The 22,959-nt window shown below is 64.6% G+C and carries 20 protein-coding genes and 2 tRNA genes; 18 read left to right on the top strand and 4 right to left on the bottom strand.

Annotation, left to right across the window (positions count from 1 at the left end; genetic code table 11):
- Window positions 1–25 precede the first annotated feature (25 nt).
- From dnaG to AC1MB9_RS07725, 9 genes are all read left to right on the top strand, one after another.
- On the top strand, window positions 26–1,885 hold the full coding sequence (dnaG, locus tag AC1MB9_RS07765; protein WP_479964432.1) for a DNA primase: 1,860 nt from the start codon (window positions 26–28) through the stop codon (window positions 1,883–1,885).
- Window positions 1,886–2,036: 151 nt separating this feature from the next.
- The gene (locus AC1MB9_RS07760; protein WP_479964431.1) at window positions 2,037–3,674 is read left to right on the top strand and encodes an ABC transporter substrate-binding protein; all 1,638 of its coding nucleotides are present in this window, start codon (window positions 2,037–2,039) and stop codon (window positions 3,672–3,674) included.
- Window positions 3,675–3,780: 106 nt separating this feature from the next.
- On the top strand, window positions 3,781–4,857 hold the full coding sequence (locus tag AC1MB9_RS07755; RefSeq protein WP_479964430.1) for an ABC transporter permease: 1,077 nt from the start codon (window positions 3,781–3,783) through the stop codon (window positions 4,855–4,857).
- A 1-nt stretch (window position 4,858) separates the two neighbouring features.
- Window positions 4,859–5,932 (top strand): ABC transporter permease, encoded by a 1,074-nt coding sequence (locus tag AC1MB9_RS07750; protein WP_479964429.1) that lies wholly within the window; start codon window positions 4,859–4,861, stop codon window positions 5,930–5,932.
- A complete protein-coding gene (locus tag AC1MB9_RS07745) occupies window positions 5,929–7,632 on the top strand; it encodes an ABC transporter ATP-binding protein (RefSeq protein ID WP_479964428.1) in 1,704 nt (567 codons plus the stop codon). Before AC1MB9_RS07750 ends, AC1MB9_RS07745 begins: the two co-directional genes overlap by 4 nt.
- A gap of 5 nt (window positions 7,633–7,637) precedes the next feature.
- The gene (locus tag AC1MB9_RS07740; protein WP_479964427.1) at window positions 7,638–8,504 is read left to right on the top strand and encodes an ATP-binding cassette domain-containing protein; all 867 of its coding nucleotides are present in this window, start codon (window positions 7,638–7,640) and stop codon (window positions 8,502–8,504) included.
- Window positions 8,505–8,688: 184 nt separating this feature from the next.
- Window positions 8,689–8,761, top strand: a tRNA-Asn gene (locus AC1MB9_RS07735).
- 68 nt (window positions 8,762–8,829) lie between these two features.
- Window positions 8,830–9,576, top strand: coding sequence for an AzlC family ABC transporter permease (locus tag AC1MB9_RS07730; protein ID WP_479964426.1), 747 nt, complete (start codon window positions 8,830–8,832; stop codon window positions 9,574–9,576).
- Window positions 9,573–9,878 (top strand): AzlD domain-containing protein, encoded by a 306-nt coding sequence (locus AC1MB9_RS07725; protein ID WP_479964425.1) that lies wholly within the window; start codon window positions 9,573–9,575, stop codon window positions 9,876–9,878. The genes AC1MB9_RS07730 and AC1MB9_RS07725 overlap by 4 nt, the downstream gene beginning before the upstream one ends.
- An 8-nt stretch (window positions 9,879–9,886) precedes the next feature.
- On the opposite strand, the gene def is transcribed toward AC1MB9_RS07725, so the two are convergent.
- Window positions 9,887–10,474, bottom strand: a complete 588-nt coding sequence (gene def, locus AC1MB9_RS07720; protein WP_479964424.1) for a peptide deformylase — start codon at window positions 10,472–10,474, stop codon at window positions 9,887–9,889.
- 40 nt (window positions 10,475–10,514) lie between these two features.
- Between def and AC1MB9_RS07715 the strand changes: the two genes are divergently transcribed.
- From AC1MB9_RS07715 to AC1MB9_RS07690, 6 genes are all read left to right on the top strand, one after another.
- A complete protein-coding gene (locus AC1MB9_RS07715) occupies window positions 10,515–11,426 on the top strand; it encodes a DMT family transporter (RefSeq protein WP_479964423.1) in 912 nt (303 codons plus the stop codon).
- Between the two features lie 171 nt (window positions 11,427–11,597).
- Window positions 11,598–12,842: a glycosyltransferase gene (locus AC1MB9_RS07710; protein ID WP_479964602.1), complete on the top strand. Its 1,245-nt coding sequence runs from the start codon at window positions 11,598–11,600 to the stop codon at window positions 12,840–12,842.
- Window positions 12,843–12,867: 25 nt separating this feature from the next.
- Window positions 12,868–12,941: transfer RNA gene (locus AC1MB9_RS07705), tRNA-Ile, on the top strand.
- A 177-nt stretch (window positions 12,942–13,118) separates the two neighbouring features.
- Window positions 13,119–13,349 (top strand): helix-turn-helix transcriptional regulator, encoded by a 231-nt coding sequence (locus AC1MB9_RS07700; RefSeq protein ID WP_479964422.1) that lies wholly within the window; start codon window positions 13,119–13,121, stop codon window positions 13,347–13,349.
- A gap of 17 nt (window positions 13,350–13,366) precedes the next feature.
- Window positions 13,367–14,536, top strand: coding sequence for a tyrosine-type recombinase/integrase (locus AC1MB9_RS07695; protein ID WP_479964421.1), 1,170 nt, complete (start codon window positions 13,367–13,369; stop codon window positions 14,534–14,536).
- A gap of 404 nt (window positions 14,537–14,940) precedes the next feature.
- Complete coding sequence (locus tag AC1MB9_RS07690) at window positions 14,941–15,411, top strand: hypothetical protein (protein ID WP_479964420.1); 471 nt, start codon at window positions 14,941–14,943, stop codon at window positions 15,409–15,411.
- Window positions 15,412–15,590: 179 nt separating this feature from the next.
- Here the strand turns inward: AC1MB9_RS07690 and AC1MB9_RS07685 are convergent, their stop codons facing one another.
- From AC1MB9_RS07685 to AC1MB9_RS07675, 3 genes are all read right to left on the bottom strand, one after another.
- Window positions 15,591–16,124, bottom strand: coding sequence for a hypothetical protein (locus AC1MB9_RS07685; RefSeq protein ID WP_479964419.1), 534 nt, complete (start codon window positions 16,122–16,124; stop codon window positions 15,591–15,593).
- 122 nt (window positions 16,125–16,246) lie between these two features.
- On the bottom strand, window positions 16,247–17,332 hold the full coding sequence (locus AC1MB9_RS07680; RefSeq protein ID WP_479964418.1) for a TM2 domain-containing protein: 1,086 nt from the start codon (window positions 17,330–17,332) through the stop codon (window positions 16,247–16,249).
- A 45-nt stretch (window positions 17,333–17,377) separates the two neighbouring features.
- On the bottom strand, window positions 17,378–17,860 hold the full coding sequence (locus AC1MB9_RS07675; RefSeq protein ID WP_479964417.1) for a hypothetical protein: 483 nt from the start codon (window positions 17,858–17,860) through the stop codon (window positions 17,378–17,380).
- A 236-nt stretch (window positions 17,861–18,096) separates the two neighbouring features.
- Here AC1MB9_RS07675 and AC1MB9_RS07670 point away from each other — a divergent pair, with 236 nt between their 5' ends.
- The 3 genes from AC1MB9_RS07670 to AC1MB9_RS07660 are packed head-to-tail and all read left to right on the top strand — an operon-like array spanning window position 18,097 to window position 22,932.
- Window positions 18,097–20,148 carry a hypothetical protein gene (locus AC1MB9_RS07670; protein WP_479964416.1) on the top strand — a complete coding sequence of 684 codons (2,052 nt, stop codon included), beginning with the start codon at window positions 18,097–18,099 and terminating at the stop codon, window positions 20,146–20,148.
- On the top strand, window positions 20,148–21,770 hold the full coding sequence (locus tag AC1MB9_RS07665; RefSeq protein ID WP_479964415.1) for a class I SAM-dependent DNA methyltransferase: 1,623 nt from the start codon (window positions 20,148–20,150) through the stop codon (window positions 21,768–21,770). Before AC1MB9_RS07670 ends, AC1MB9_RS07665 begins: the two co-directional genes overlap by 1 nt.
- On the top strand, window positions 21,763–22,932 hold the full coding sequence (locus AC1MB9_RS07660) for a restriction endonuclease subunit S (RefSeq protein WP_479964414.1): 1,170 nt from the start codon (window positions 21,763–21,765) through the stop codon (window positions 22,930–22,932). Before AC1MB9_RS07665 ends, AC1MB9_RS07660 begins: the two co-directional genes overlap by 8 nt.
- Window positions 22,933–22,959 lie beyond the last annotated feature (27 nt).

Below are 22,959 nucleotides of genomic sequence, written 5' to 3'. Positions count from 1 at the left end.
CCGGCGTGACAGGTAGAATTCAGTCATGGCAGGACTGATTCGACAAGGCGACATCGAAGAGGTCAAGGCCCGCACCAACATCGCCGACATCGTCGGCGACTATGTGCAGCTGAAATCGGCCGGGGTCGGTTCGATGAAAGGACTGTGCCCGTTCCACGACGAGCGCACCCCGAGCTTCCACGTGCGCCCGCAGGTGGGGTTCTACCACTGCTTCGGCTGCGGCGAGAGCGGCGACGTGTACTCCTTCCTGCAGAAGATGGACCACGTCACCTTCAGCGAAGCCGTCGAGCGCCTCGCCGGACGGGCCGGTCTGGAACTGCACTATGAGGACGGCGGGGGAGCCGCCCCCGATCACGGCAACCGCGCCCGACTGCTCGCCGCCAACCAGGCGGCGGCCGACTTCTTCGTCGACCGCCTCGGCAGCGCCGACGCGCAGATCGGCCGCGACTTCCTCGGCGGACGGGGCTTCGACGCGCAGGCCGCGGCGCACTTCGGTGTTGGGTTCGCCCCGAAGAGTTGGGACGAACTCACCAAGCACCTGCGGGCGAAGGGCTTCACAACCGAGGAGCTGACTCTCTCGGGCCTCGTGTCCGCCGGAGACCGCGGCGTCTACGACCGCTTCCGCGGCCGGCTGGTGTGGCCCATCCGCGACATTACCGGGCAGACCATCGGCTTCGGGGCCCGCAAACTTCTCGACGACGACAAGGGGCCCAAATACCTCAACACCCCCGAAACACCTGTGTACCACAAGGCACAGGTGCTCTACGGGCTCGATCTGGCCAAGCGCGATATCTCCCGCAATCATCAGGTCGTCGTCGTCGAGGGGTACACCGACGTCATGGCCTGCCACCTCGCGGGCGTGACGACCGCCGTCGCAACGTGCGGCACGTCCTTCGGCGTCGATCACATCAAGGTGCTGCGCCGGGTTATGGGGGACGACAGCGGGGTCGGCGAGGTCGTGTTCACGTTCGACCCGGATGCTGCCGGGCAGAAAGCCGCCATGCGCGCCTTCAGCGAGGAACAGCGTTTCAGCGCCCAGACCTTCGTCGCGGTGGCGCCGGAGGGCTTCGACCCCTGCGACCTGCGGCTGCACCGCGGGGACGACGCCGTTCGTCGCCTCGTCGATTCGAAGAAGCCCATGTTCGAGTTCATGATTCGCCAGCTTCTCGCCCAGTACAACCTGGAAACCGTCGAAGGCCGCATCGGTGCCCTTCGCGCGGCTGCGCCCATCGTCGGGGACATTCGCGACCCGGCGCTGCGCCCCGGCTACACCCGTGAACTGGCGCGCATGCTCGGTGTCGATCTCGGCGAGGTGCGCAAGGCCGTCTCTGCGGCCCAGGGCCGCTCGCGCACGCCGGAAGCGCCCGGTCGCCACCCGGTCAACGGCGCGGTCGAGGCACCGCCCGAACGTCCCTTCTCACTGCTGGAGTTACCAACCGACCCGGTCACCCGGATGGAACGTGACGGCCTCATGGCCATGCTGCAGCATCCAACGCTCGTGGGCCCCGACATCATGGCGCGAGCCGTGCAGACGAGTTTCTCCAACTCGAGCCTCGCGATTGCCCGCGACGCGATTGCGGCGAGCCTGCACCATGCCGGCAACGCGGATTGGCTCGAAAACGTGCTCGCGGCCGTGCCGGACACCCTCGCCAACCTGGTTCAGCAGCTCGCCATGGCGCCCCTGCCGGAACGGCCCGGCCGGGAAATCACCGGCTACGTGCGCGACGTCAGCATCGCGCTGATCGAGAAAGACCTGCTGCGCCAGAACGCGGAACTGCGCGGCCGCCTGCAGCGAACCGACCCGGCCAACCGTGACGTGTACGTCACCCTGCAGCGAGAAATCATGCGCGTCGAGGCCGAACGACGCAGCCTCCGCGACGAATAACAGTCGGCAATGTTGCAGCTCTGTAAAGAAGCTGCGGCAGGCTAGGGCAAGCTGCGAATTCTGTGCTAACTCTGTTCCTATAGTTAAACCGTTCCGACGCACCATCGCGTGCCGGCGTACCGGTTCTCCCAACAGGAAGAGGTTTACGGATATGACATCCGCACACACCCACGGCAAGCGGACTCTCGCTGCCGCAGCAGGACTGTCCATAGCGGCGCTCGTGCTGGCCGGCTGCTCGGCCGGAGGTTCCTCCGACGGCGACGCCGCCTCGGGCGGGCCGATCACAATCGGCACGACCGACAAAATCACCACTCTTGATCCCGCCGGCTCCTACGACAACGGTTCATTCAGCGTTCAGACGCAGGTGTTCCCGTTCCTCATGAACAGCGAATACGGCAGCTCGGACGTTGTGCCCGACATCGCCAGCAAGGCCGAGTTCACCTCGCCGACGGAATACACGGTCACCCTCAAGCCCGACCTTAAATGGGCCAACGGCAACGACCTCACCGCCTCCGACGTGAAGTTCAGCTTCGACCGCCAGCTCTCCATTGCCGCCGACAACGGTCCTTCCTCGTTGCTGTACAACCTGGACAGCACCGAGGCCGTCGACGACACGACCGTCGTCTTCACGCTCAAGCAGGCCGATGACCAGATTTTCCCGCAGATCCTGTCGAGCCCGGCCGGCCCGATCGTCGACGAAGAGGTCTTCTCGGCCGACGCCATCACGCCGGACAGCGACATCGTCGACGGCAAGGCGTTTGCAGGTCAGTACGAGCTCGCCAGTTACGACTTCAACAACCTGCTCTCCTACAAGGCCTACCAGGGCTACCAGGGTCTCCTGGGGCCGGCGAAAACCGATGTCATCAACGTGAAGTACTACGCTGACGCGTCCAACCTCAAGCTCGACGTGCAAGAGGGCAATATCGACGTGGCGTGGCGCAGCCTGTCGGCGACCGACATCGACGACTTGCGCGGCAACGACAACGTCAAGGTTGTTGACGGCCCCGGTGGAGAGATCCGCTACATCGTCTTCAACTTCAACACGCAGCCCTTCGGCGCGACGACTCCCGAGGCCGACCCGGCCAAGGCCCTCGCCGTTCGCGCGGCAACCGCCGACGTCGTGAACCGCTCCGAACTGGCCGACCAGGTCTACAAGGGCACCTACACGCCGCTGTACTCCTACGTTCCGGACGGTTTGACCGGTGCCACCGAATCCCTCAAGGGGCTTTACGGCGACGGATCCGGAGGACCGGATGTCGACAAGGCCAAGGCCACGCTCGATGCCGCCGGAGTGGCAACGCCCGTTGCCCTCAGCCTGCAGTACAACACGGATCACTACGGCCCCGGTTCCTCTGCCGAATACGCGTTGATCAAGGACCAGCTGGAAGCGTCCGGACTGTTCACGGTCGACCTGCAGTCGACCGAATACGTGCAGTACGTGAAGGATCGCACGGCGGACGTGTACCCGCTCTACCAGCTCGGCTGGTTCCCGGACTACTCCGATGCGGACAACTACCTGACGCCCTTCTTCCTCACGGAGAACTTCATCAAGAATCACTACAGTGACCCCGAGGTCAACGACATGATCCTGCAGCAGGCCGTCACGCCTGATGCGGGAGAGCGTACGGCGTTGATCGAAGACATTCAGGACAAGGTCGCGGCCCAGCTGCCGACCCTGCCCCTGCTCCAGGGAGCCCAGGTCGCCATCACCGGAACAACCATCGATGGCACGAGCGACACGCTCGACGCCTCGTTCAAGTTCCGATATGGCGCACTCACCAAGGGTTAAGCAGTTCAACGGCTAGAGTTCTCTCTAGCTTGATCGCGGGGGCATCCAGCACAGCTGGATGCCCCCCTCATTTTGGAATCGTTAGGTGAGTATGTCCACTGTGGCAATGAAGCCGCCAACCCCGGCCACCCGGTCGACTCGGCGCAAGAGAACAAGTGCCGGCGGGGGGATAGGTCGCTATCTTCTGACCCGCTTCCTGCTCATCATCCCGACCATTTTCATCCTGGTGTCGATGGTCTTTTGGTTGATGCGCACCACCGGCGACCCCATCACCGCAGCGCTCGGCGGCCGGCTCAGCGCCTCCCAGCTCGCGGAAAGAATCAGCGCGGCCGGCTACGACCGGCCCATCTTCGTTCAATACATCGAATACCTCGGGCAGGTGTTCACCGGCAACTTCGGCACCACGATCAGCACGAATCGCCCGGTGTCCGAGGTGCTCACCACCTATGGTCTGGCTACGGGCGAGCTCGTGTTCTACTCGCTCGTCGTTGCATTCATCGTGGGGATCCCGCTAGGGATGGTCGCCGCCTACTGGCGCGACAAGGCCCCGGATGCCTTCCTGCGCGTCTTCGCCATCCTCTGCTACGCCACGCCGGTCTTCTTTGCCGGTTTGTTGCTCAAACTGGTATTTGCCGTTTGGCTTCAGGCCCTGCCGGTGAACGGCCGTGCCACCATCGGTTCCGAGTTGCAGATGCAGCTGCTGCCGAATAAGACTGGCATTTACACCATCGATGCGATTCAAACCGGCAGTCCTGCCGTGCTCGGCGATGTGCTTTCCCACGCTGTGCTCCCGGCCCTCGCCCTCGGCCTCCTCACCGCGGGCGTCTTCCTGCGCCTCGTGCGCACGAACGTCATCGGCACGCTCGGCACCGACTATGTGGACGCCGCCCGGTCCCGCGGTGTCAACGAATTCCGTCTGGTGCGCATGCACGCCTACCGTCCCGCTCTCATCCCGATCATCACCGTCATCGGGTTGCAGGTTGCGCTTCTACTCGGCGGGGCGGTGCTCACGGAGACAACCTTCGAGTGGAAGGGACTCGGTTTCATGCTCATCCAGTTCATCCAGGCTCGTGACTTTGTCGCCGTTCAGGGGATCGTGGCCCTGCTCGCCGTGATCGTGGCTCTGTCCAACTTCATCGTGGACATCATCGCCGCCGTGATCGACCCGAGAGTGAGGTATTGAGATGAGTTCCGTCACCTCGACCGCCGCCCCCAAGGCCCCCTTGTGGACCAGACTGCCCGTCGTGCGCCAGCTCCGACAGAGCGTCGGCCTGCAGCGCGGCATGTTGGTCGCCGGGCTGATCATCACCGGCACCTTCATCCTCACCGCTTTCTTCGCGCCTCTGCTGGCGCCATACGGCTTCAGTGAGCTGCGCGACGCGAGTGGCCCCTTTGGTGCGCAGCAGCCGCCGAGCGCGGAACACTGGCTCGGAACGACGGTCGGTGGCTACGACGTGTTCTCGCGCGTGATCTGGGGTTCACAGACAGCCCTGGTCGTGATGATTGTCGCCGTGTTGCTGTCGATATTTGCGGGAGTAGCGCTCGGCCTCGTCTCGGGCTATTTCGGTGGCTGGCTCGACCGCGTGCTGGTCGTCATCGGCGACGCAGTTTACGCCTTCCCGTCGCTCTTGCTCGCGATCGTGATGGCCATTGTCATCTCGGGCGGACGATCCGACCTGATCGGCGGCATCCTCGCAGCGGCAATCTCGATTACCGTCGTGTTCATTCCGCAATATTTCCGGGTGATCCGGGCCGAAACCGTGCGAATTAAGGCCGAGGCGTATGTGGAGTCCGCGCGGGTGCTCGGTGCGAGCAACTTCCGCATCATGTTCCGTCACGTTCTGCGAAACGCCACTCGTACGCTGCCGCTGATTTTTACCCTCAACGCGTCAGAGGCAGTCCTCACGCTCGCCGGATTGGGCTTCATCGGATTCGGGATCGAGCCCTCGGCGGCCGCCGAGTGGGGTTATGACCTCAACAAGTCCCTGTCGGACGTGACCAGTGGTATCTGGTGGACCAGCCTCTTCCCCGGTCTCGCCATCGTGCTCGTCGTTCTCGGAATCACGCTCGTTGGGGAAAGCCTCAACGACCTCGCCGACCCTCGCCTGCGCAGTCGGCGCAGCCCTGGCGCGTCCGACGGTACGGCTGCGCAGACATCCATCGTGCCCGGCGGCACTCTCGACGCCGGTCCCGGCGGCCTCGGCAATCTCGAGCGCCCCGCATCATCACCCATCGACGGAATCGAGGCTCGAGAATGAGCGCCCAACCCGTGAAGAACGTCGTCACGATCTCCAACCTCGACGTGGTTTTCGCCACCGATGCGGGCGACGTCAAGGCCGTCGACGGTGTGAGCCTCACGGTGGCTCCCGGCGAAGTTCTCGCCATTGTGGGCGAGAGCGGGAGCGGCAAAACCGTGACGGCGAAGACCATTCTGGGCCTCCTGCCCGAGACGGCGACCGCTCGCGGGGCCGTCATCCTGAGCAGCAAGGACGGTGCGCATTCCAACGATGTGCTGTCCGTGAGCAAGCAGAAACTGCGGCAGCTGCGCGGCACGGATGTGGCGATGGTTTTCCAGGAGCCGTCAACGGCGCTGAATCCGGTGTATACCGTGGGGTGGCAGATTGCGGAGGGCATCCGTGCCCATGGCCAACACAGCAGGGCCGAGGCGCGCGTCAAGGCGATTGAGATTCTGGGCAAGGTCGGCATCCCCGATCCGCAGACTCGCGTGAACTACTATCCCCACCAGTTTTCCGGTGGGCAGAAGCAGCGCGTCGTCATCGCCATGGCGCTGGTCCTCGACCCGGGGCTGATCGTTGCCGACGAACCCACGACTGCGCTCGACGTCACCGTCCAGGCCGAGATCCTCGACCTTCTCAGACAGTGCCGCGACGAATTCGGCACGGCAATCGTGCTCATCACGCACAACATGGGCCTTGTAGCAGACCTCGCCGACCGAGTTGCCGTGATGTTCGAGGGCAAGGTCGTGGAAGAGGCCGGAGCCCGTGAGCTCTTCAGCGCTCCCCAACACGAGTACACGAAGAAACTGCTCGGCGCGGTGCCCCACGTGGGCCAGGGAATCGTTCGTGCCGAGGAGCGCGCTGCCGCGCGCGAACCGAGCTGGCTGCTCGAAGCGCCCGTCGTTGTCGCCGAGAACCTCAAGATCAAGTATCCGGGGCGTCTGGGCAAACCGGGCTTCACCGCAGTAGACGGGGTGAGTTTCGTCATTCGCCCCGGTGAAGTACTGGGGCTGGTGGGGGAAAGTGGATCGGGCAAGACCACTATCGGTCGCGCCATCGCGGGTCTCACCCGTGTCACGGACGGTTCGCTCACGGTTCTGGGGCACGAGATGCGCGGTTTCAAGGAGCGTCGCTTCAAACCCCTGCGCAGCGACATCGGATTCGTGTTTCAGGACCCCGCGTCGAGTTTCAACCCACTACTGACGATCGCGGAGTGCGTGGCAGAGCCGCTCGTGGTGCACGGACGCGCCGACAATCCGCAGGCGGCGCGCCAGCGCGTGAACGAACTGCTCGAGGCCGTGCAGTTGCCTCGCAACTACGGGGACAGGTACCCTCACGAACTCAGCGGCGGCCAGCGACAGCGGGCCAGCCTCGCCCGAGCACTCGCCTTGAAACCGACGCTGCTCATCGCCGATGAGCCGACCAGCGCGCTGGACGTGTCGGTCCAGGCGCGGGTGCTCGAACTTTTCGCGGAACTTCAGCGTGAATTCGGGTTTGCCGCCCTGTTCATCAGTCATGACCTCGCTGTCGTCGATATCCTCGCCGACAGGATCGCCGTGCTGTACAAGGGCAAACTGGTCGAGGAAGGCACGGGCGCCGAGGTGCTCGGGGCACCCAAAGACCCGTATACGCAGCGACTCTTGGCGTCGCTGCCCGTGCCGGATCCGGTGGAACAGGCCGAGCGTCGGGAGCGCTTGCGTCAATTGCGTGCGGCAGGATAGGAGACATGACTTCTGGCGCGGCATCCGTTCCCCCGATCGTGACGAGCGACCTGACCATCGAGTACGCGCCGCACGGGGCCAGTCCCGCCTTCGTGGCGGTGCACGGTCTCAACCTGCGCATCGAGGCCGGGGAGGTCATCGGACTCTTGGGGGAGAGTGGCTCGGGAAAGAGCACCCTTGCCCGAGTGCTGTCGGGAACCACAGCCACCACGGACAGAAACGGTGTGCGACCACAGATCACCGGTGGAGAAGCGACCGTCCTCGGTATTCCCCTGCGCCGGATCAGCCGGCGGAAGCAACGCCGGCTGACGTTCGGCGTGGGAATGCTGACGCAGGAGGCCGCTGAGACCCTGCCGTCCACTCTGACCGTTTCAGAGATTGTGGCCGCACCCGTCATCGAGCGCGACCCGCGCTACAACCACCGCGCCCTGGACGCCACGGTGGCGACGATGGTGGATGCGGTGCGTCTGCCGCTCGCCGTGCTCGGCAAGTACCCGTACGAGCTTTCCAGCGGCCAAAGGCAACGCGTGGCGCTTGCTCGCGCCCTCGTCTTCGGGCCGAGCCTGCTCATCGCGGATGAGCCAACGGCCGGCGTTGACGTCATGGTGCGAAACGCCGTGACCGACCTGATCGGGGAGCTGCAGCGGGAGCGCGCCTTTTCGGCCCTCGTGATCAGCCACGACCTCGCGGTGCTGCGCCGGGTCGCCAACCGGATCGGTGTCATGCACCAGGGTGTGCTCGTGGCCCTCGGCACCATCGATGAGGTGTTCGACGATCCGTGGCATCCCTATGTTGCGGGGCTGGCCGCGGCGCTGTCGGCTGACGAGCCCGCCGGCGACCGTGACCGCGTGACGACGGATGGTCCGGGATAGGCGCCGGACACTGCGGGCGACACGCCCGAGCTGACTCTCGAGCCGGGACCGGTCGACGCTTCGAAGCCGCGTCTTTTCGGGCCACCCGGGGTATTCGGGGGGTCGCCGGTTCCCGAGTGGATTTGCGGAGGTGCCGTGACTTGGTAGAGTAATAAAGTTGCGCCGGTTAGCAAAGCGCAGGTATTCCCCGATAGCTCAATTGGCAGAGCAGCGCACTGTTAATGCGCAGGTTCTTGGTTCGAGTCCAAGTCGGGGAGCGAAAGGTCACTCAGGGCTCCACCCCGGGTGGCCTTTTTTGTTTAACGGTTTCTGGAGAGCGGAAAGCATGACGTCCAGCGGTGACTCAGACGACGACAACGTCGAACGTCGAAACCAGCGACTCGCGGTGCGCAGCGGAATAGCCGTGGGACTGGCCACTGCCGCCTACGGGATCTCGTTCGGCGCTCTCTCGGTCGCGGCCGGCTTGTCCATCGCGCAGACATGCTTCATGAGCCTCGTCATGTTCTCTGGTGGATCCCAATTCGCGTTGGTCGGCGTGCTCGCCACGGGCGGCGTGGCGTCCGGGCCTGCCGCGATCGCCGGCGCCACACTGCTGGGGGTGCGCAACGGAATCTACGGAATCAGGACGTCACCGTTCATCGGGCGCGGATGGTGGAAACGAACCGCAGCGGCGTGGGTGACGATTGACGAGTCCACCGCGGTGGGTTTGGCCCAGCCGACACAGCGCAGCCGCCGTACCGGCTTCTGGGTGACGGGCCTCGCCGTCTTCATCGGGTGGAACCTCACCACCCTCCTCGGTGCAGTGATCGGAGACTCCATCGGCGACACGCGCGCCTACGGCCTCGATGCGGCGGCCGCGGCGGCCTTTGTCGGACTGTTGTGGCCGAGGCTGAAGCACCTGCAGCCGATCGTGGTCGCGGTGCTGGCCGCCGTCGTGGCGGCGTCCGTCACGCCCGTGCTCATGCCCGGGCTTCCGGTGCTGGTGGCCGCCCTCGTGGCGGTGCTGGTGGGATGGTTCAACTGGTTCGGCCGCGCGGCCGACGTTGCGCCCGAGGCGGAGCCGAGCTCGTGACGGTCTGGCAGATCGTCATTGCCGGGTCGATAGCCGTGCTCGCCATCAAATTCGCCGGCTACCTCGTTCCCATCTCCGTGCTGAGCCGGCAGGCACCGGCGCGCATCGCCGATCTGCTCACGGTCGCGCTCCTCGCCGCTCTCATCGCGGTGCAGACTCTCGGCGACGGGCAGTCCGTTGTCCTCGACGCGCGGGTGCCCGCCGTTCTCGTCGCCGCAGTGCTGTTCTGGCTCAAGGTGCCGTTCATCGTGGTTGTGCTGGCAGCGGCCGTCGTGGCCGCCGGCATCCGCGCGCTCTCGTAGCGGCTCGGTTACCCCTCGAGGTTGTCGACTCCGGGAACCCAGCTGCGTCCCGGCTGACCCCAGCCGCGCTTGCGGCTGACCTTGCGCGCCATTTTGGAGTAGATGTGTTCCAAACGGTCGACATACAGTGTTCCGTCCAGGTGGTCGAATTCGTGCTGGAGAATGCGGGCCAACCACCCGTGCGCACGAATCTCGAACGGCTTGTTGTCGAGGTCCACGGCCCGCAGAATCGCAGACTCGGCCCGGCGCAGCGGGAAGCGCTCCCCGGGGAACGACAGGCAGCCTTCCTCATCGTCGAGGTCCTCTTCATCGTCACCGTCGGGCTCGACGATGCCGGCGGGGACAGGGGTGATCCACAGCTCGGGGTTGATGGCGACGCCGCGCCAGCCGACGCCGTCATCGTCGTGAAAACTGTAGGTGAAGACCCGCAATCCCACTCCCACCTGGGGGGCCGCGAGGCCGACGCCGGGCGCCGCATCCATTGTTTCGAACATGTCCTGCACCAGAATGCGCAGATCATCGTCGAATTCGACAACGGGAACGGCGGGGGAGTGCAGAACGGGGTCACCTGAAATTACTATTGCGCGTACGGCCATTCACCAAGAATATCCGCATGGATCTCGGTACAGTCGTCAGGTGACCACTGACCTGACAGATCTGGCAGCGGAGATCACCATTGACCCGCGGCAGGCCATCGGGATTCCGCTGGCCCTGATCGGTGCGATCTTTCTCTCTCTGGGGGCGCAGTTCCAACACCGGGGCGTCAACAAGATCGAGGCCGCCGCGGGCGTGTCGAGCGGGCTGAACCCTCGGCAGCTTTTGCTGCTGCTCGGCCGGCCCTCCTGGGTGTTCGGCACGCTCATGCTCGGACTGGCCATCGTATTTCAATTGACGAGTCTCGGATTCGCGCCCATCATCGTCGTGCAGCCGCTCGGCGCCGTCGCGCTCGTGCTCACCGCGATTCTGAACGCGCGGGTCAGCAAAGTGCCGATCAATGATGCGTCGAAGGTGGCGATTGCCATGTGCGTCGGCGGAGTGGGGCTCTTCGTCACGGTCGCCGCGTTCACCGCCGTTGACAAGCCGGTGACCGACATTGACCTGATTACCATCCTCATCGTGCTCGGTGTCGTTTTGGCCCTGTTCGGATCGGCGTTTGTGCTGCTGCGCTCTAATTTCCAGGCCATTTTCTACATCCTCGGCGCCGGAGTGCTCTACGGCTTCGTGGCCACCCTCGCGAAAGTCGTCATCACGCGCACGAAGTATGGCGACTTTGATTGGTTGACGCTTGTCTGTGTCGTTGGTCTCGTGGCGGCGGCCATTCTCGGCGGATATTTCGTGCAGAACGCGTATTCGTCCGGCCCCCCAGACCTGGTGATTGCCGGACTCACCGTGATCGACCCGCTGGTCGCCGTTGGAATCGGCATCGTCGTTCTGGGCGAGACCTCGCAGGCCCCCGCGTGGGCAGGCGTGGCCTTCGTGATCGCCGGAGCTGTCGCAATCTGGGGGGTATTCCTGCTTGCCCGGTATCACCCGCAGTTGGACCGTTGACGCGGGCAAATCCGGGGCGCGCCTGCGATCCGGGATTTGAAGCGCAAGGTGCGGTTTAGAATGGAGTGCTAAGACACCTCGTCTCCACCCGACAGATACCAGTTTTCTAGCCGGACGAAGCTCCCCGGCACACCAACGTAGGGACCTCGCCTCTTGTCAGATTCGCCCGACGTGCAGAGAAACTCGGCACCGGAAGTTGCGCCCCAGGCGGCCAAGAAGCCGATTCGCGTGCTGATCGCGGCCGACACATTTGCGCCAGACGTGAATGGCGCGGCTAAATTCGCCGAACGCCTCGCAGCCGGCCTGGTGTCCCGCGGGCACGAGGTTCAGATAATGGCGCCGTCGACGTCGCGAAAGTTCGGCACGTGGACAGAGATGCATGAGGGACAGCCGATGGTTGTTCATCGGCTCCACAGCTGGCGCTGGTACCCGCACGATTGGCTCCGGTTCGCTCTCCCGTGGATCGTCCGCCGTGAAAGTCGGCGCATCCTTGACAGTTTTCGCCCGGATGTTGTGCATTTTCAGTCGCACATCAACGTAGGCCGCGGTGTCACCATCGAGGCCGAGAAGCGCGGACTGCGCATCGTCGGCACGAATCACTTCATGCCGGAAAACATGGTCAAGTTTTCTCTCGTCCCGGTCGGGCTGCAGGACCGGGTGATCAAGGCGGCCTGGCGTGCCGCCCGCCGAACGTTCGGCCGGGCCGAGGCCGTGACGACGCCGACGCGTCGCGCCGCGCAGTTCCTGGAGAAGTACACGGGACTCACGGGAGTGCATGCCATTTCCTGTGGCATCGACGCAGAGAACTATTCACCCAACTTTGAACCGCGCACCGAGAACCGAATTCTTTTCGTCGGTCGGGTAACCGGAGAAAAGCAGATCGATGTCCTTCTGCAGGCCGCGTCCCGTCTCGATCCGGCCCTGGATGCGCACATCGAGATCGTCGGTGGCGGTGACCAGAAGCGCAACCTGGAGCACCTCGCCGACTCGCTCGGCATCAAGGCCAAGGTGACCTTCGCCGGGTATGTGACCGACGAGGAGCTGCGGGCCTCGTATTCGCGGGCCACCGTGTTCGCCATGCCGTCAATCGCGGAGCTGCAGAGCATTGCGACGATGGAAGCGATGGCATCGGGGCTCCCAGTCGTCGCCGCCGATGCCATGGCGCTGCCGCATCTCGTGCACGACAACCAAAACGGCTATCTGTTCCGTCCGGGCGACGCACAGGACCTGGCGGACAAGATCACCCAGGTGCTGAACCTCCCCGTCGCTGAGCTGGAGGCGTTCAAGCGCGAGTCGCTCAGGTTGATCGGTGCACACGACATCCGGCGCACCTTGAATACCTTCGAATGCCTGTATCGTGGAGAGCCGGTGACCGATACGGTCGCCAACGGCGCTTCGACCCGCGCCTCAGACTGAACACTGCGGGGTAGTCGAAACGTTCGGGGCGGTAGCTCAGCTGGTTAGAGCACCGGGCTCATAACCCGTCGGTCCTGGGTTCAAGTCCCAGTCGCCCTACTGTAAATGTGGTTTAGTCAGGTTTTCTTCCTTTCACCGAAGGGGCGAGACTTGATGTATTGGACGTTTATTAGACGTTTATTGAAAAATATCCGCCAATAATCAGCGTCTAAAGACTAGGTGCACGACCCGGTTCGAGTGGTTTGGAATGGCCTCGAACACCTATGGGTTATGGACATGCAACGACTCTCAGGGCTCGGTCTCGAGCCCGTATTAACGACACGCGAACTCGCTGAGTACCTCGGCGTGAACGTGCAGGCCATTTACGATCTGCGCACCGATGGCCGCGGCCCTTCCGGGATTCGAGTTGGCCGGGAGATCCGCTACCGCGTCTCTGATGTTCTTCGGTGGCTGGATGGTCTCCACGAGCCGGCGAAGGCGATGAGGGAGCGCGGGGGTGAGCGGTGATGGCCGGGCGGCCACGCTTGCCGATCAGCACCTTCGGCACCATCACGACGCTGAAAGTGGGTCCCGGGATTTTCCGATCAATCACTCGCTTCCGGGACTGGGATGGTCAGACGAGAAAGGTCACCGCGACCGGCTCGAGCCGGAACGACGCTGAGGCGACCCTCAAGGCCGATCTGGCCGCGCGGTTGCGTTCCGGTGGCGCCGGCGACCTGCTGAATGCTGGCTCGCCGTTCCCTCTGCTCGCCCAGGCGTGGTTGGACGACGTGATGCTCGACGTCGACCGTACCCAAGGCACGAAGGACACGTACCAGCGCGAGGTGCGCGGACTTGTGCTCCCTTTCTTTGAGAACTTCACCATTCGCGAGGTGACCGTCGGGCGCATTGAACGATTCTTGAAGTTGCAGCGGGAGAAGTCGTACACACGGGCGAAGCACTCGCGTGCTGTCCTCGGCATGATCATGACGTTTGCCGTACGCCGGGAGATCATTCCGCGTAATCCCGTGAAGGAGACCTCGCGGATGAAGGCGCCCCCGCATACCCCGAAGGCGCTCACGCCGGAGCAGATAGCGGCGATCCGGCTCGCGGCCCGTGAATGGCGCACGGGGGAGGGAACGATGGGTCCGCGATCTGACGGGCAGGTGCGGGACATCATCGAGGTGATGCTCGGCACGGCCACACGAATCGGCGAGGTTCTGGCGATTCGGCAGTGCGACGTCGACCTGGACGCCGATCCGCCGCAAGTGAACATCACGGGGACGATCGTCGTGCATAACGGCACCGGTGTTATCCGTCAGGCGCATCCGAAGACGCACGAGTCGAACCGGGTCATCGGCGTGCCGCAGTTCGCGGCCGACGTGATTCGTCAACGGTTAAAGCTGATCGATCCGGAGGACACGGAGCACCTGCTGTTCTTCTCCCGGAAGGGCACTCCGCTGACGCCGTATAACGTGAGGCGAACGTTCCGCGGGATAGTCCAAAGCGCCGGCCTGGAGGGCCTGAACATCACGCCGCACTCCTTCCGTCGAACGGGTGCGACGCTGCTGGCCAACGAGCTGGGAATGCAGGCCGCGGCCGACGTACTCGGGCACACGTCCACGTCCACGACGAAGGCCCACTACGCCGAGCCCGACCGCACGGTGAAGCCCGGCCCTGCGGCTGTGCTGCAGAAGCTCGCGCCGCCCAAGTGAGGGTTTCTGAGGGGAACGGCCAGCGGACATCAGGAACGTGAGCCGCAAGTGAAATGGACAGTCATTCCTCAGTGCGCATCGGCTCGTAGCCGCATATCCAGGGTCGGTGGGGCGCGCCATGATCGGCCAGTTCCTGTTTACGTATATGGTTCGACGGGGGGCTAGACGCGGCGATCTGTTGCGGTGGTTCCACACCGCGAAATTCCAAGGGCGCTTCGACGTCGAACGAAACTGGGGACCGAAACGTCATGAGATTTTTCAAAGCAAGGGTTCTGCTGTGGCCGCTCCTGCTGATCACCGTACTGGTTGTCGCGGGAACGGGAACCGCTTTCGTATTCGGTGGACTCAACGCTCTCGCTCTCAGTTCGCTGTTCACTAGCAGCTCGAGCGAACGCGATTCGCAGGTGGTTCAGTCCGTCACGCGTGTGCAAGAGGTCGCCTTGCTCAGCCTTCACATTGAGGGTGTCGCGAGGAACGAAAGCAATGGAGAGATCTTCGGCGTGGCCGTACCCGCGAGCGAGAGAACGACGCTGATCCAGTACAAGTTCGACGCAAAATTAGGCATCGATGGGTCACAGGTGGCGATCGAACCCACCGGCCCAGAGTCGTTTCGGGTGACTATCCCCGATTTTATCGGCATCGGTTTTGACGATCCCGTGTTCGAGGACCCCCTGGAAACCAACCACGCGCTTGGCTGGCTGGCACCGCCAGCCGTTCAAACTCGCATGATCAACAACATTCTCAGCGACGAGAGCAAGCAGGAGTACATCAGCCAAAACGCGGCAGCGCTGAAAGAGCAGGCCAAGGTGTTCTACTCCGGAATCATCGCAAGCGTCGATCCCGAAATCACCCTCGACTTTGAGTTTGCCGGGTAGGTGCTCGCAGCACTCAGCCCTCGCCGCATCGATCGGCTCCCCGTTCCGGCAGTGAGCTGGGGCGTCGTCGCCAACGCCTGCTGGCAGGCTGTTGCCGTCATCCCGGTGTAACGCCGGGTGGCGGCGCTCCTGGGAGCGCCGCCACGTCGGCGCCCGACCGGGTGCCCAGAGCTCCGGGCCTAACCGGTTTTCGTGAACGGCGCGCAGCGCGAGGTCTTGATCAGGCCGTCGGAGGCCTGCACGGTAACTACGGCCGGGCCCGAACCGATGTAGTTGTCGATGGTGTCGTCACCCGCGGCGTTCATCCTCGACCAGTAGCAGCTCTCGCCGCCCTCGGAACGATACTGGCCGGGCTGAACATCCGTCCCCACCATGAACGTGCCATCGCCGGCGAACGTGTTGGCGGCGACGACATCCTCGGCACCCTTGACGGCCGCCTCGCGGGCGTCAAGCTCCGTCGCCCGCGTGGATTGCGCGGTTTCCGCCGCGGCCAGGGCCGACTCGCGCTTTTCTGAGGTCTTCACCGTGGATCGCAGGGTGCTGACTTCGCTGCCGAGGTCCTGCCACGCGGACTTCATCGAGTCATAGTTGCTCGATTTCGTGGCCAGTTCGTCGGCCAGAACGTCGGCGCGCTCTGTCGCGGTGCCCAGGGCGCCCGCCAGGGTCGCCGCGAGAATGGTCGCGGCGACCCCCGTGAGGAGCAAAGCGGACACGGGAATGCGCGCGGCCAAACCTGACCGCAGTCCCGTCAGAACACGTGAGCCCAGCAGTTTCCGTGGAACAGACGGCGGATTCGACATCATCATTCTCCTCTTCGCATTCTCTGCCGGGTCGCCTACTCGGCGACCATGGTCCAGTTGCCGTCAGCGCTGATGACGATGGCAGACGGGCCCGAGCTGAGCGGCACCGTCCCCGAGTAGGTGCCGATATCGTTCACGAGGAGTCCCATGCTGAAGGCCTTGTTGGTCTCCTCGACAATCGCGAAGTTGCTCGAGCCGTCGTGGGTGGCCGTGAGTTTTCCGGCGCTGCCCTCGTACAGGAACACTCCGTCACCGGCACCGGATGCTGCGAGCCCGGGTGCGGCAGAGATGGGAGCTATGGTCAGGCTCCAGTTTCCGTCGGCCGTGATCTGCAGGGTTGATCCAGAGTCGCCCATCGAGTTGAAACCGTATTCGGTGGTGCCGGTGTAGGCGCCGATGGTGTTCACGAGCAGCTGGCCGGTGGAGGCATTGGCCGCGTCGAGCACGGAGATGGAGAAGTTGCTCGAGCCGTCGTGTGTGGCGGTGACAATGCCTGCGGTGGCACCGGCCGGGAGGGTGACGAGGTTGTCGCCGGCTCCGGTCTGGCTGACGGGCGCGAAGGTTCCGAACGCGTCATCGGCCCAGGACTGAACCGTGTCGGTCTCAACCGGAGGTTCCTCGACTACGGGAGCTTCCTCGGCAACCGCGGCGTCGTCCACCGCGCCGGCCGGCGCATCCACTGCCGGGGCGACGGCGGACGTGGTGTCGGGGGAGTTGCCGCCGCTCGAGATGCCCCCTACGAGCATGCTCAGCGCGGTGACCGCGAGAGTGACGATGATGGCGACCTTCTTGTGCTGCCGGTAGCCGGCGAGCTTTCTGCCCCGCTTGTCGTGCTGCGCGCCGCCGAGGGTGAGCACGATGTCGACGAGCCACCAGATGCCGAAACCGGAGAACGTGACCAGCTTGAGCAGTCCCGTGCCGATCTTGCCCAGGTAGAAGCGGTCCACAGCGAAGAAGCCAAGCAGCCAGGCGAAGAGCCAGGTGACCACGAACGACTTCTCGGAGACGGGCACAGGCTCGTCCACCGTGTTCTGCGATACCCACGGGTGTGAGGCGAGGAACTGCTCGTGCTGCTCGGCGGGAACGCCGGTGGGAATGGGGCGCTGGTTGGTGTCGGTCATGATGTGTCCTGTTCTGCTGGTGGTGGAAATGAGTGGAAGGAAGTTCTACTGGTTGGAAAGTTCGATCACGATGTCGAGACCGTTGTCGGGGTGGTAACCCCAGGAGGCGGAGAGCTCGTTCCAGTCGGCTGACTGGCGTCCGTCGAGTGCCCGGGTGCTACTCATGCGGGTCAGCACGCTGTCGGGCACATCGAGCTCGCTCAGCACGCAGACGACATCGGCCACATCAGCGCCGGCCGACTCTTCACCCTCGGTCTGCATCGACAGGCTCTGGCCTTCGTCACCGAGTTCGATGAACGGGTCGGCCTCCACCTCGCAGGCCTGGGTGGCATCGGCCATGGCCGATGAGGGCATCAGTGAGCCGATGCCTCCGGCGGCGGATGCAACGAGCAGCGAGCCGACGATGCCGACGACGAGACCCAGCCCGCCGCACACGCCACCGATGGTGAGTTCTCGCTTGCTGAACGCCGGTGTCGGTGCAGCGGGTGCCGGCTGGTTGTCGGCGGTGGTGGTGGTCTCGTCGGTCATGTCCTGATCTCCTTGTCGTGTGCTGTGGGCAGGTGGGGCGCGGCCATTCCCCCCATCACAACGGCCGATCCCCACCTGCAGGTGGCCGGCGCATTCAGCAACCGGGCACAACGTCAAGGTAGGGCGATGGAGGTAAGTCATGCAGGTTGGCACTTGATAAGAGGGGTTATCAGGCATTGGCCACGACACTCGTCGAGAAGCCATAGCCTGTACTCATACACGAGAAGGGAATGCGCATGACCACCACCGAGCCCGGCCTGCTGATGACTATGTCCGACATCGCCGCCCTGGCCCGTGTGCAGCGCCCGGTCGTCTCCATGTGGCGCAGCCGGTCCGCACTCACCGACGCACCCTTCCCGGCGCCCATCCTTCGCCAGCGCGGGGTCGACCTCTTCGACGCCCATCAGGTGGGCAGTTGGCTCCGCGACACCGGCCGCGGCAACAACCCGGAGGCCACCGCGGATGCCGCAGCCCACGCCGTGCTCGACGCCCCGAACAAGTCGGACGAGAGCGCCTTCCGGGGCGTCACCGCCCTGATCGCCCTCCGCGCAGCAACCGACCAGTCATTGGGCGGCCTTACCGCGGCCGGACTGATCGACGCCGCCGACGAGCACGACCCCGACGACGACATGTTCTTCCGCGAGATCGACGCCCTCGGCCAGAGTCTGCTCGCCGTCGCCGGCTACGTCGACGCCCTGATTGAGGCTGCCTTCGGCGCGGCCCCCGCCTTCGAGCGGATGCTCGCCGACCGCGCCAAGCGCGACCTCGCCGACGAGGGCGACCCGGTGCTCAGTCGCCCGGCCCTGGATCTGATGGCCGAAACTGTGATGGCGCTGCGCCTCACCCAGCCCGCCGAATCGGCGCTCGTGGATCCCACGGGCAGCGCGAGTGACGTGCTTCTGGGCATTCACGCAGGGCTGGCGGGCGAGCTGTGGGTCACCACCGCGAACGATCACCGCCCTGCCGCCCGGCTGCAACGCCGCCGACTACTGGTGCACGGCATCCTGCGCACCAGCCTTGACGTACAGCCCTCCGGCGCCTTCGCCGTGTCGGGGCCGGCCGTTCACGTGGCCCAGTACCCGTCGGCGACAGACCCCGCCATGACTCCGGTCGATATGCTCTCGTCCATCGAGCAGATCGAGCTGCAGATGACGGACGAACAGCTTGCCGTGGTGATGGCGCCGAGCGCCGTGCTCAGCGACGCCGGGCTCAGCCGAGAAGCCGAGCAGCTGCGCTCCTCTCTTCTGCGCTCCGGCCGGGTGCGCGCGATCGTGCGTCTGCCCGCCGGGTTGCTCACCCGCAAGCCCCAGCAACTGCAGGCCCTCTGGGTGCTCGGCCCCGCCCACGCCCAGATTCCCCTCGCCGACCGCTGGATAATGGTCGCCGATCTCTCCGCCACTCCCCTCGATGCGGCGGCGATCGACGACCTCGTGGGCGACCTCGCCGCCTCACTCGGCGACCGCGGCACCGTGCGCGCCCACGCCTTCCGCTTCGCCCGACTCGTGCTCACCCGCAGCCTGCTCGCCACCCGAAAGTGGCTCGTAGCGGGAGCGCACACCGTGACGCCGACCGCCGCTCTGCCCGCGGCGGCAATCGCCGTGGACATCGACCGGCTCGCTGCCGTGCTCAACGCCGACACGATCGACACCCTCGACCTGTCCGTGCAGCCGGCCGCCGGCGACGAGGCCGACTCCTCGACGGTGGAGCAGCTGCTCATGACCGGGTACCTGCGCTATATTCCGGGCAATCGCATCGACGACGCCGACGTGATCGAGGGGGCAACGGATGCCGCGGGCATCCGCCTGATCGGCCCCGCCGAAGTCTCGGGAGAAAGCGGGCTCGGCCGCCGACGCATCGACCGTCTGCAATTTGCGGCCGCCTACAACGCGGGGCGGGTGACCGAGCCGGGCGACGTGGTGTTCTGCACCTCCCCGCGACCGGCCGCCCTGGTGGACACCCAGGGCACCTCGGTCGTGGAGTTCCCGGCCCGAATCCTGCGCATCAACCCCGCAGACCCGAACGGCCTGCTCGGCGAGGTGCTCGCCGCCGACATCGCGGCGCTCCCGCCCGGGCACCGCCGTTGGCGGGCCTGGCCCGTGCGCCAGGTGGGCCGCTCGCAGCGCACCGCACTCGCGCACGCTCTGACCTCGATACGGTTAGAGCAGAAGCGTGCGCGCGACCGCCTGGCTCATCTCGATGAACTCAGCTCTCTGCTCATGGCCGGCGTCACCGCCGGCACCCTCACGCTCGCTTCCGAAACACCCGCTCCCGAAAGAGGAACACGCTAATGGCACCGAAAGTCACAGTCGCGGCACTCCCGTCGACGATGAAAGAGCTCAAAGACACCCTGTGGAAGGCCGCCGACAAGCTGCGCGGCTCGATGGATGCCTCCCAGTACAAAGACGTGATCCTCGGCCTGGTGTTTCTCAAGTACGTGTCGGATGCCTTCGACGAGCGTCGCGAGCAGATCCGCACCGAGCTCACCGCGGACGGCCTCGACGAGGACAAGATCGCCCAGTTCCTCGACGACGTGGACGAGTACACCGGCCGCCGCGTATTCTGGGTGCCGGCGCGGGCCCGCTGGCCCTACATCGCCGAGAACGCGAAGGGTGTGCAGGCCGCGGCGGGGGAGCCGGCCAAGCAGGTGGGCCAGCTGATTGACGAGGCCATGGACCTGATCATGGGCGCCAACCCCACCCTCGCGGCCACCCTGCCGCGCATCTACAACCGCGACGGCGTCGACCAGCGCCGCCTCGGCGAACTGCTCGACCTGTTCAACTCCGCCCGGTTCACCGGCGAGGGATCCACCAAGGCCCGCGACCTGCTCGGCGAGGTGTATGAGTACTTCCTCGAGAAGTTCGCCAAGGCCGAAGGCAAGCGCGGCGGCGAGTTCTACACGCCCGCCGGCGTGGTGCGCGTGCTCGTGGAGATGCTCGAGCCCACCCGCGGCCGTGTCTACGACCCGTGCTGCGGTTCGGGCGGCATGTTCGTACAGGCCGAAAAGTTTCTCGAGAACCACCACAGGGAGGGCTCGGAGCTGTCGGTGTTCGGGCAGGAGCTCAACGAGCGCACCTGGCGCATGGCCAAGATGAACCTCGCTATTCACGGACTCAACGGCAATCTGGCCAGCCGCTGGGGCGACACTTTCGCCCGCGACCAGCACCCCGACATGCAGGCCGACTACATTCTGGCCAACCCGCCCTTCAACATCAAGGACTGGGCACGCAACGAGCAAGACCCGCGCTGGCGCTACGGCCTTCCGCCCGCCGGCAACGCGAACTACGCCTGGATCCAGCACATCATCTCCAAGCTCGCCCCCGGAGGCACCGCCGGCGTGGTGATGGCCAACGGCTCCATGTCGTCGAACTCCGGCGGCGAGGGCGAGATTCGTGCCCAGCTCGTGGAGGCCGACCTCGTCACCTGCATGGTAGCCCTGCCCACGCAGCTGTTCCGCAGCACGCCTATTCCAGTCTGCACCTGGTTCTTCGCCAAAGACAAGACCGCCGGCGAGAAGGACAGCATCGACCGAACCGGCCAGGTGCTCTTCATCGACGCCCGCAACCTCGGCACCATGATCGACCGCGCCGAGCGCGCCCTCTCCGACGAAGACATCGCCAAGATCACCGGCACCTACCACGCATGGCGTGGCAGCAGGGCCTCCGCAGTGGATGCTGAACTGAAGTACGCCGACGAGCCCGGCTTCGCCTACTCCGCGACCCTCGCCGAGATCAAAGCCGCGGACTACGCGCTGACCCCGGGGCGTTACGTCGGAGCCGCCGAGGTGGAAGAGGATGCCGAGCCGATCGAGGAAAAGATCGCCCGTCTGAGCGCCCAGCTCTTTGCCCATTTCGACGAGTCCGAGCGCCTCTCGGCGGTCGTGCGTGAGCAGCTGGGGCGAGTCGATGTTTGACTCACGGCATGAGTGGGAATACAGGATGGTCGGGGAAATCGCCCGAGTCACGCGAGGGGCGTCCCCGAGGCCAATTCAGGAGTGGATTGCCCCGGCTGGCACCCCCTGGGTCAAGATTGCCGACGCTACTTCTACCCCGTCGCGCGTGATCACATCCACCCGCGAGTTCATCCGTGACGAGGGCCGGGGAAAGAGCGTGATAGTCCGCCCGGGCGACCTGATCCTGTCGAATAGCGCAACGCCAGGCATTCCGAAGTTCATGGGAATCGACGCTTGTATCCACGATGGATGGCTGCTGCTGCGAGACCTGCGGGATGTCGATCCACTTTTTCTGTACTACACGTTCTTGAATGACCGACCATATCTGGCCGGGAAAGGGAACGGATCCATCTTTACAAATCTGAAGACGGACATTGTCAAGCGTCACCGGATACTTCTGCCTCCGATGATGGCACAAAAGGCGATCGCGGAGGTGCTGGGGGCGCTCGACGACAAGATCGCCGCCAACACACACCTCGCAAAGACAGCCGATTCGCTTATCCGCGCGCAATTCGCCGCCCTCGGCGCCCAGAGTCTGATCTCAGTGGGGGATCTCTATGAATTACGGCGAGAACCGGCCGACCCGACAACTACCACCCGAGACACTATTTATGTGGGACTTGAGCACATCCCGCGCAGGAGCATTTGGCTCGATGCTTTTGGAACAGCTGCGACTGTTACCAGCGGCAAGAGCTTCTTCAGCGATGCGGACGTACTCTTTGGAAAACTGCGACCCTACTTTCACAAGGTCGTGAGCGCCGGGTTCAATGGTATTTGCTCCACTGATGTGATGGTTCTGCGACCCATGCAGGACGCCGTCTCCGGATTCGCTCTTGCCGCAGTATCGAGTGAAGCAGTGGTGGATGCCGTGACGGCCGCAAGCGAGGGCACGCGAATGCCGAGAACTAGTTGGAAGGACCTGGCAGCTGTTAAGATTCCCTGGCCAGGTGCGAAACTGGCAAGAGAATTCAGCGCTGACGTTCGTGCTTTGGAAATGGCCGTCAAACCCCTGATCTTCCAGAACCGAACCCTCGCTGCGACGCGCGACGCCCTGCTCCCGCAGCTCATGTCGGGCAAGCTGCGCGTCAAAGATACTGAGAAGTCGCTTGCGGGCGTCCTGTGATGCGCGCAGTGCCTCTGCGCAACGGCC

The organism is Cryobacterium sp. AP27 (assembly GCF_056680495.1).
The sequence above is the reverse complement of the archived record's forward strand: the minus strand, read 5'-3'. Positions and strand labels throughout refer to the sequence as shown.

Bases quoted from the DNA above. Each gene is read 5' to 3' on its own strand.
- dnaG (WP_479964432.1), top strand. From the start codon at position 26: ATGGCAGGACTGATTCGACAAGGCGACATCGAAGAGGTCAAGGCCCGC.
- AC1MB9_RS07760 (WP_479964431.1), top strand. From the start codon at position 2,037: ATGACATCCGCACACACCCACGGCAAGCGGACTCTCGCTGCCGCAGCA.
- AC1MB9_RS07755 (WP_479964430.1), top strand. From the start codon at position 3,781: ATGAAGCCGCCAACCCCGGCCACCCGGTCGACTCGGCGCAAGAGAACA.
- AC1MB9_RS07750 (WP_479964429.1), top strand. From the start codon at position 4,859: ATGAGTTCCGTCACCTCGACCGCCGCCCCCAAGGCCCCCTTGTGGACC.
- AC1MB9_RS07745 (WP_479964428.1), top strand. From the start codon at position 5,929: ATGAGCGCCCAACCCGTGAAGAACGTCGTCACGATCTCCAACCTCGAC.
- AC1MB9_RS07740 (WP_479964427.1), top strand. From the start codon at position 7,638: ATGACTTCTGGCGCGGCATCCGTTCCCCCGATCGTGACGAGCGACCTG.
- AC1MB9_RS07730 (WP_479964426.1), top strand. From the start codon at position 8,830: ATGACGTCCAGCGGTGACTCAGACGACGACAACGTCGAACGTCGAAAC.
- def (WP_479964424.1), bottom strand. From the start codon at position 10,474: ATGGCCGTACGCGCAATAGTAATTTCAGGTGACCCCGTTCTGCACTCC.
- AC1MB9_RS07700 (WP_479964422.1), top strand. From the start codon at position 13,119: ATGCAACGACTCTCAGGGCTCGGTCTCGAGCCCGTATTAACGACACGC.
- AC1MB9_RS07680 (WP_479964418.1), bottom strand. From the start codon at position 17,332: ATGACCGACACCAACCAGCGCCCCATTCCCACCGGCGTTCCCGCCGAG.
- AC1MB9_RS07675 (WP_479964417.1), bottom strand. From the start codon at position 17,860: ATGACCGACGAGACCACCACCACCGCCGACAACCAGCCGGCACCCGCT.
- AC1MB9_RS07670 (WP_479964416.1), top strand. From the start codon at position 18,097: ATGACCACCACCGAGCCCGGCCTGCTGATGACTATGTCCGACATCGCC.
- AC1MB9_RS07665 (WP_479964415.1), top strand. From the start codon at position 20,148: ATGGCACCGAAAGTCACAGTCGCGGCACTCCCGTCGACGATGAAAGAG.
- AC1MB9_RS07660 (WP_479964414.1), top strand. From the start codon at position 21,763: ATGTTTGACTCACGGCATGAGTGGGAATACAGGATGGTCGGGGAAATC.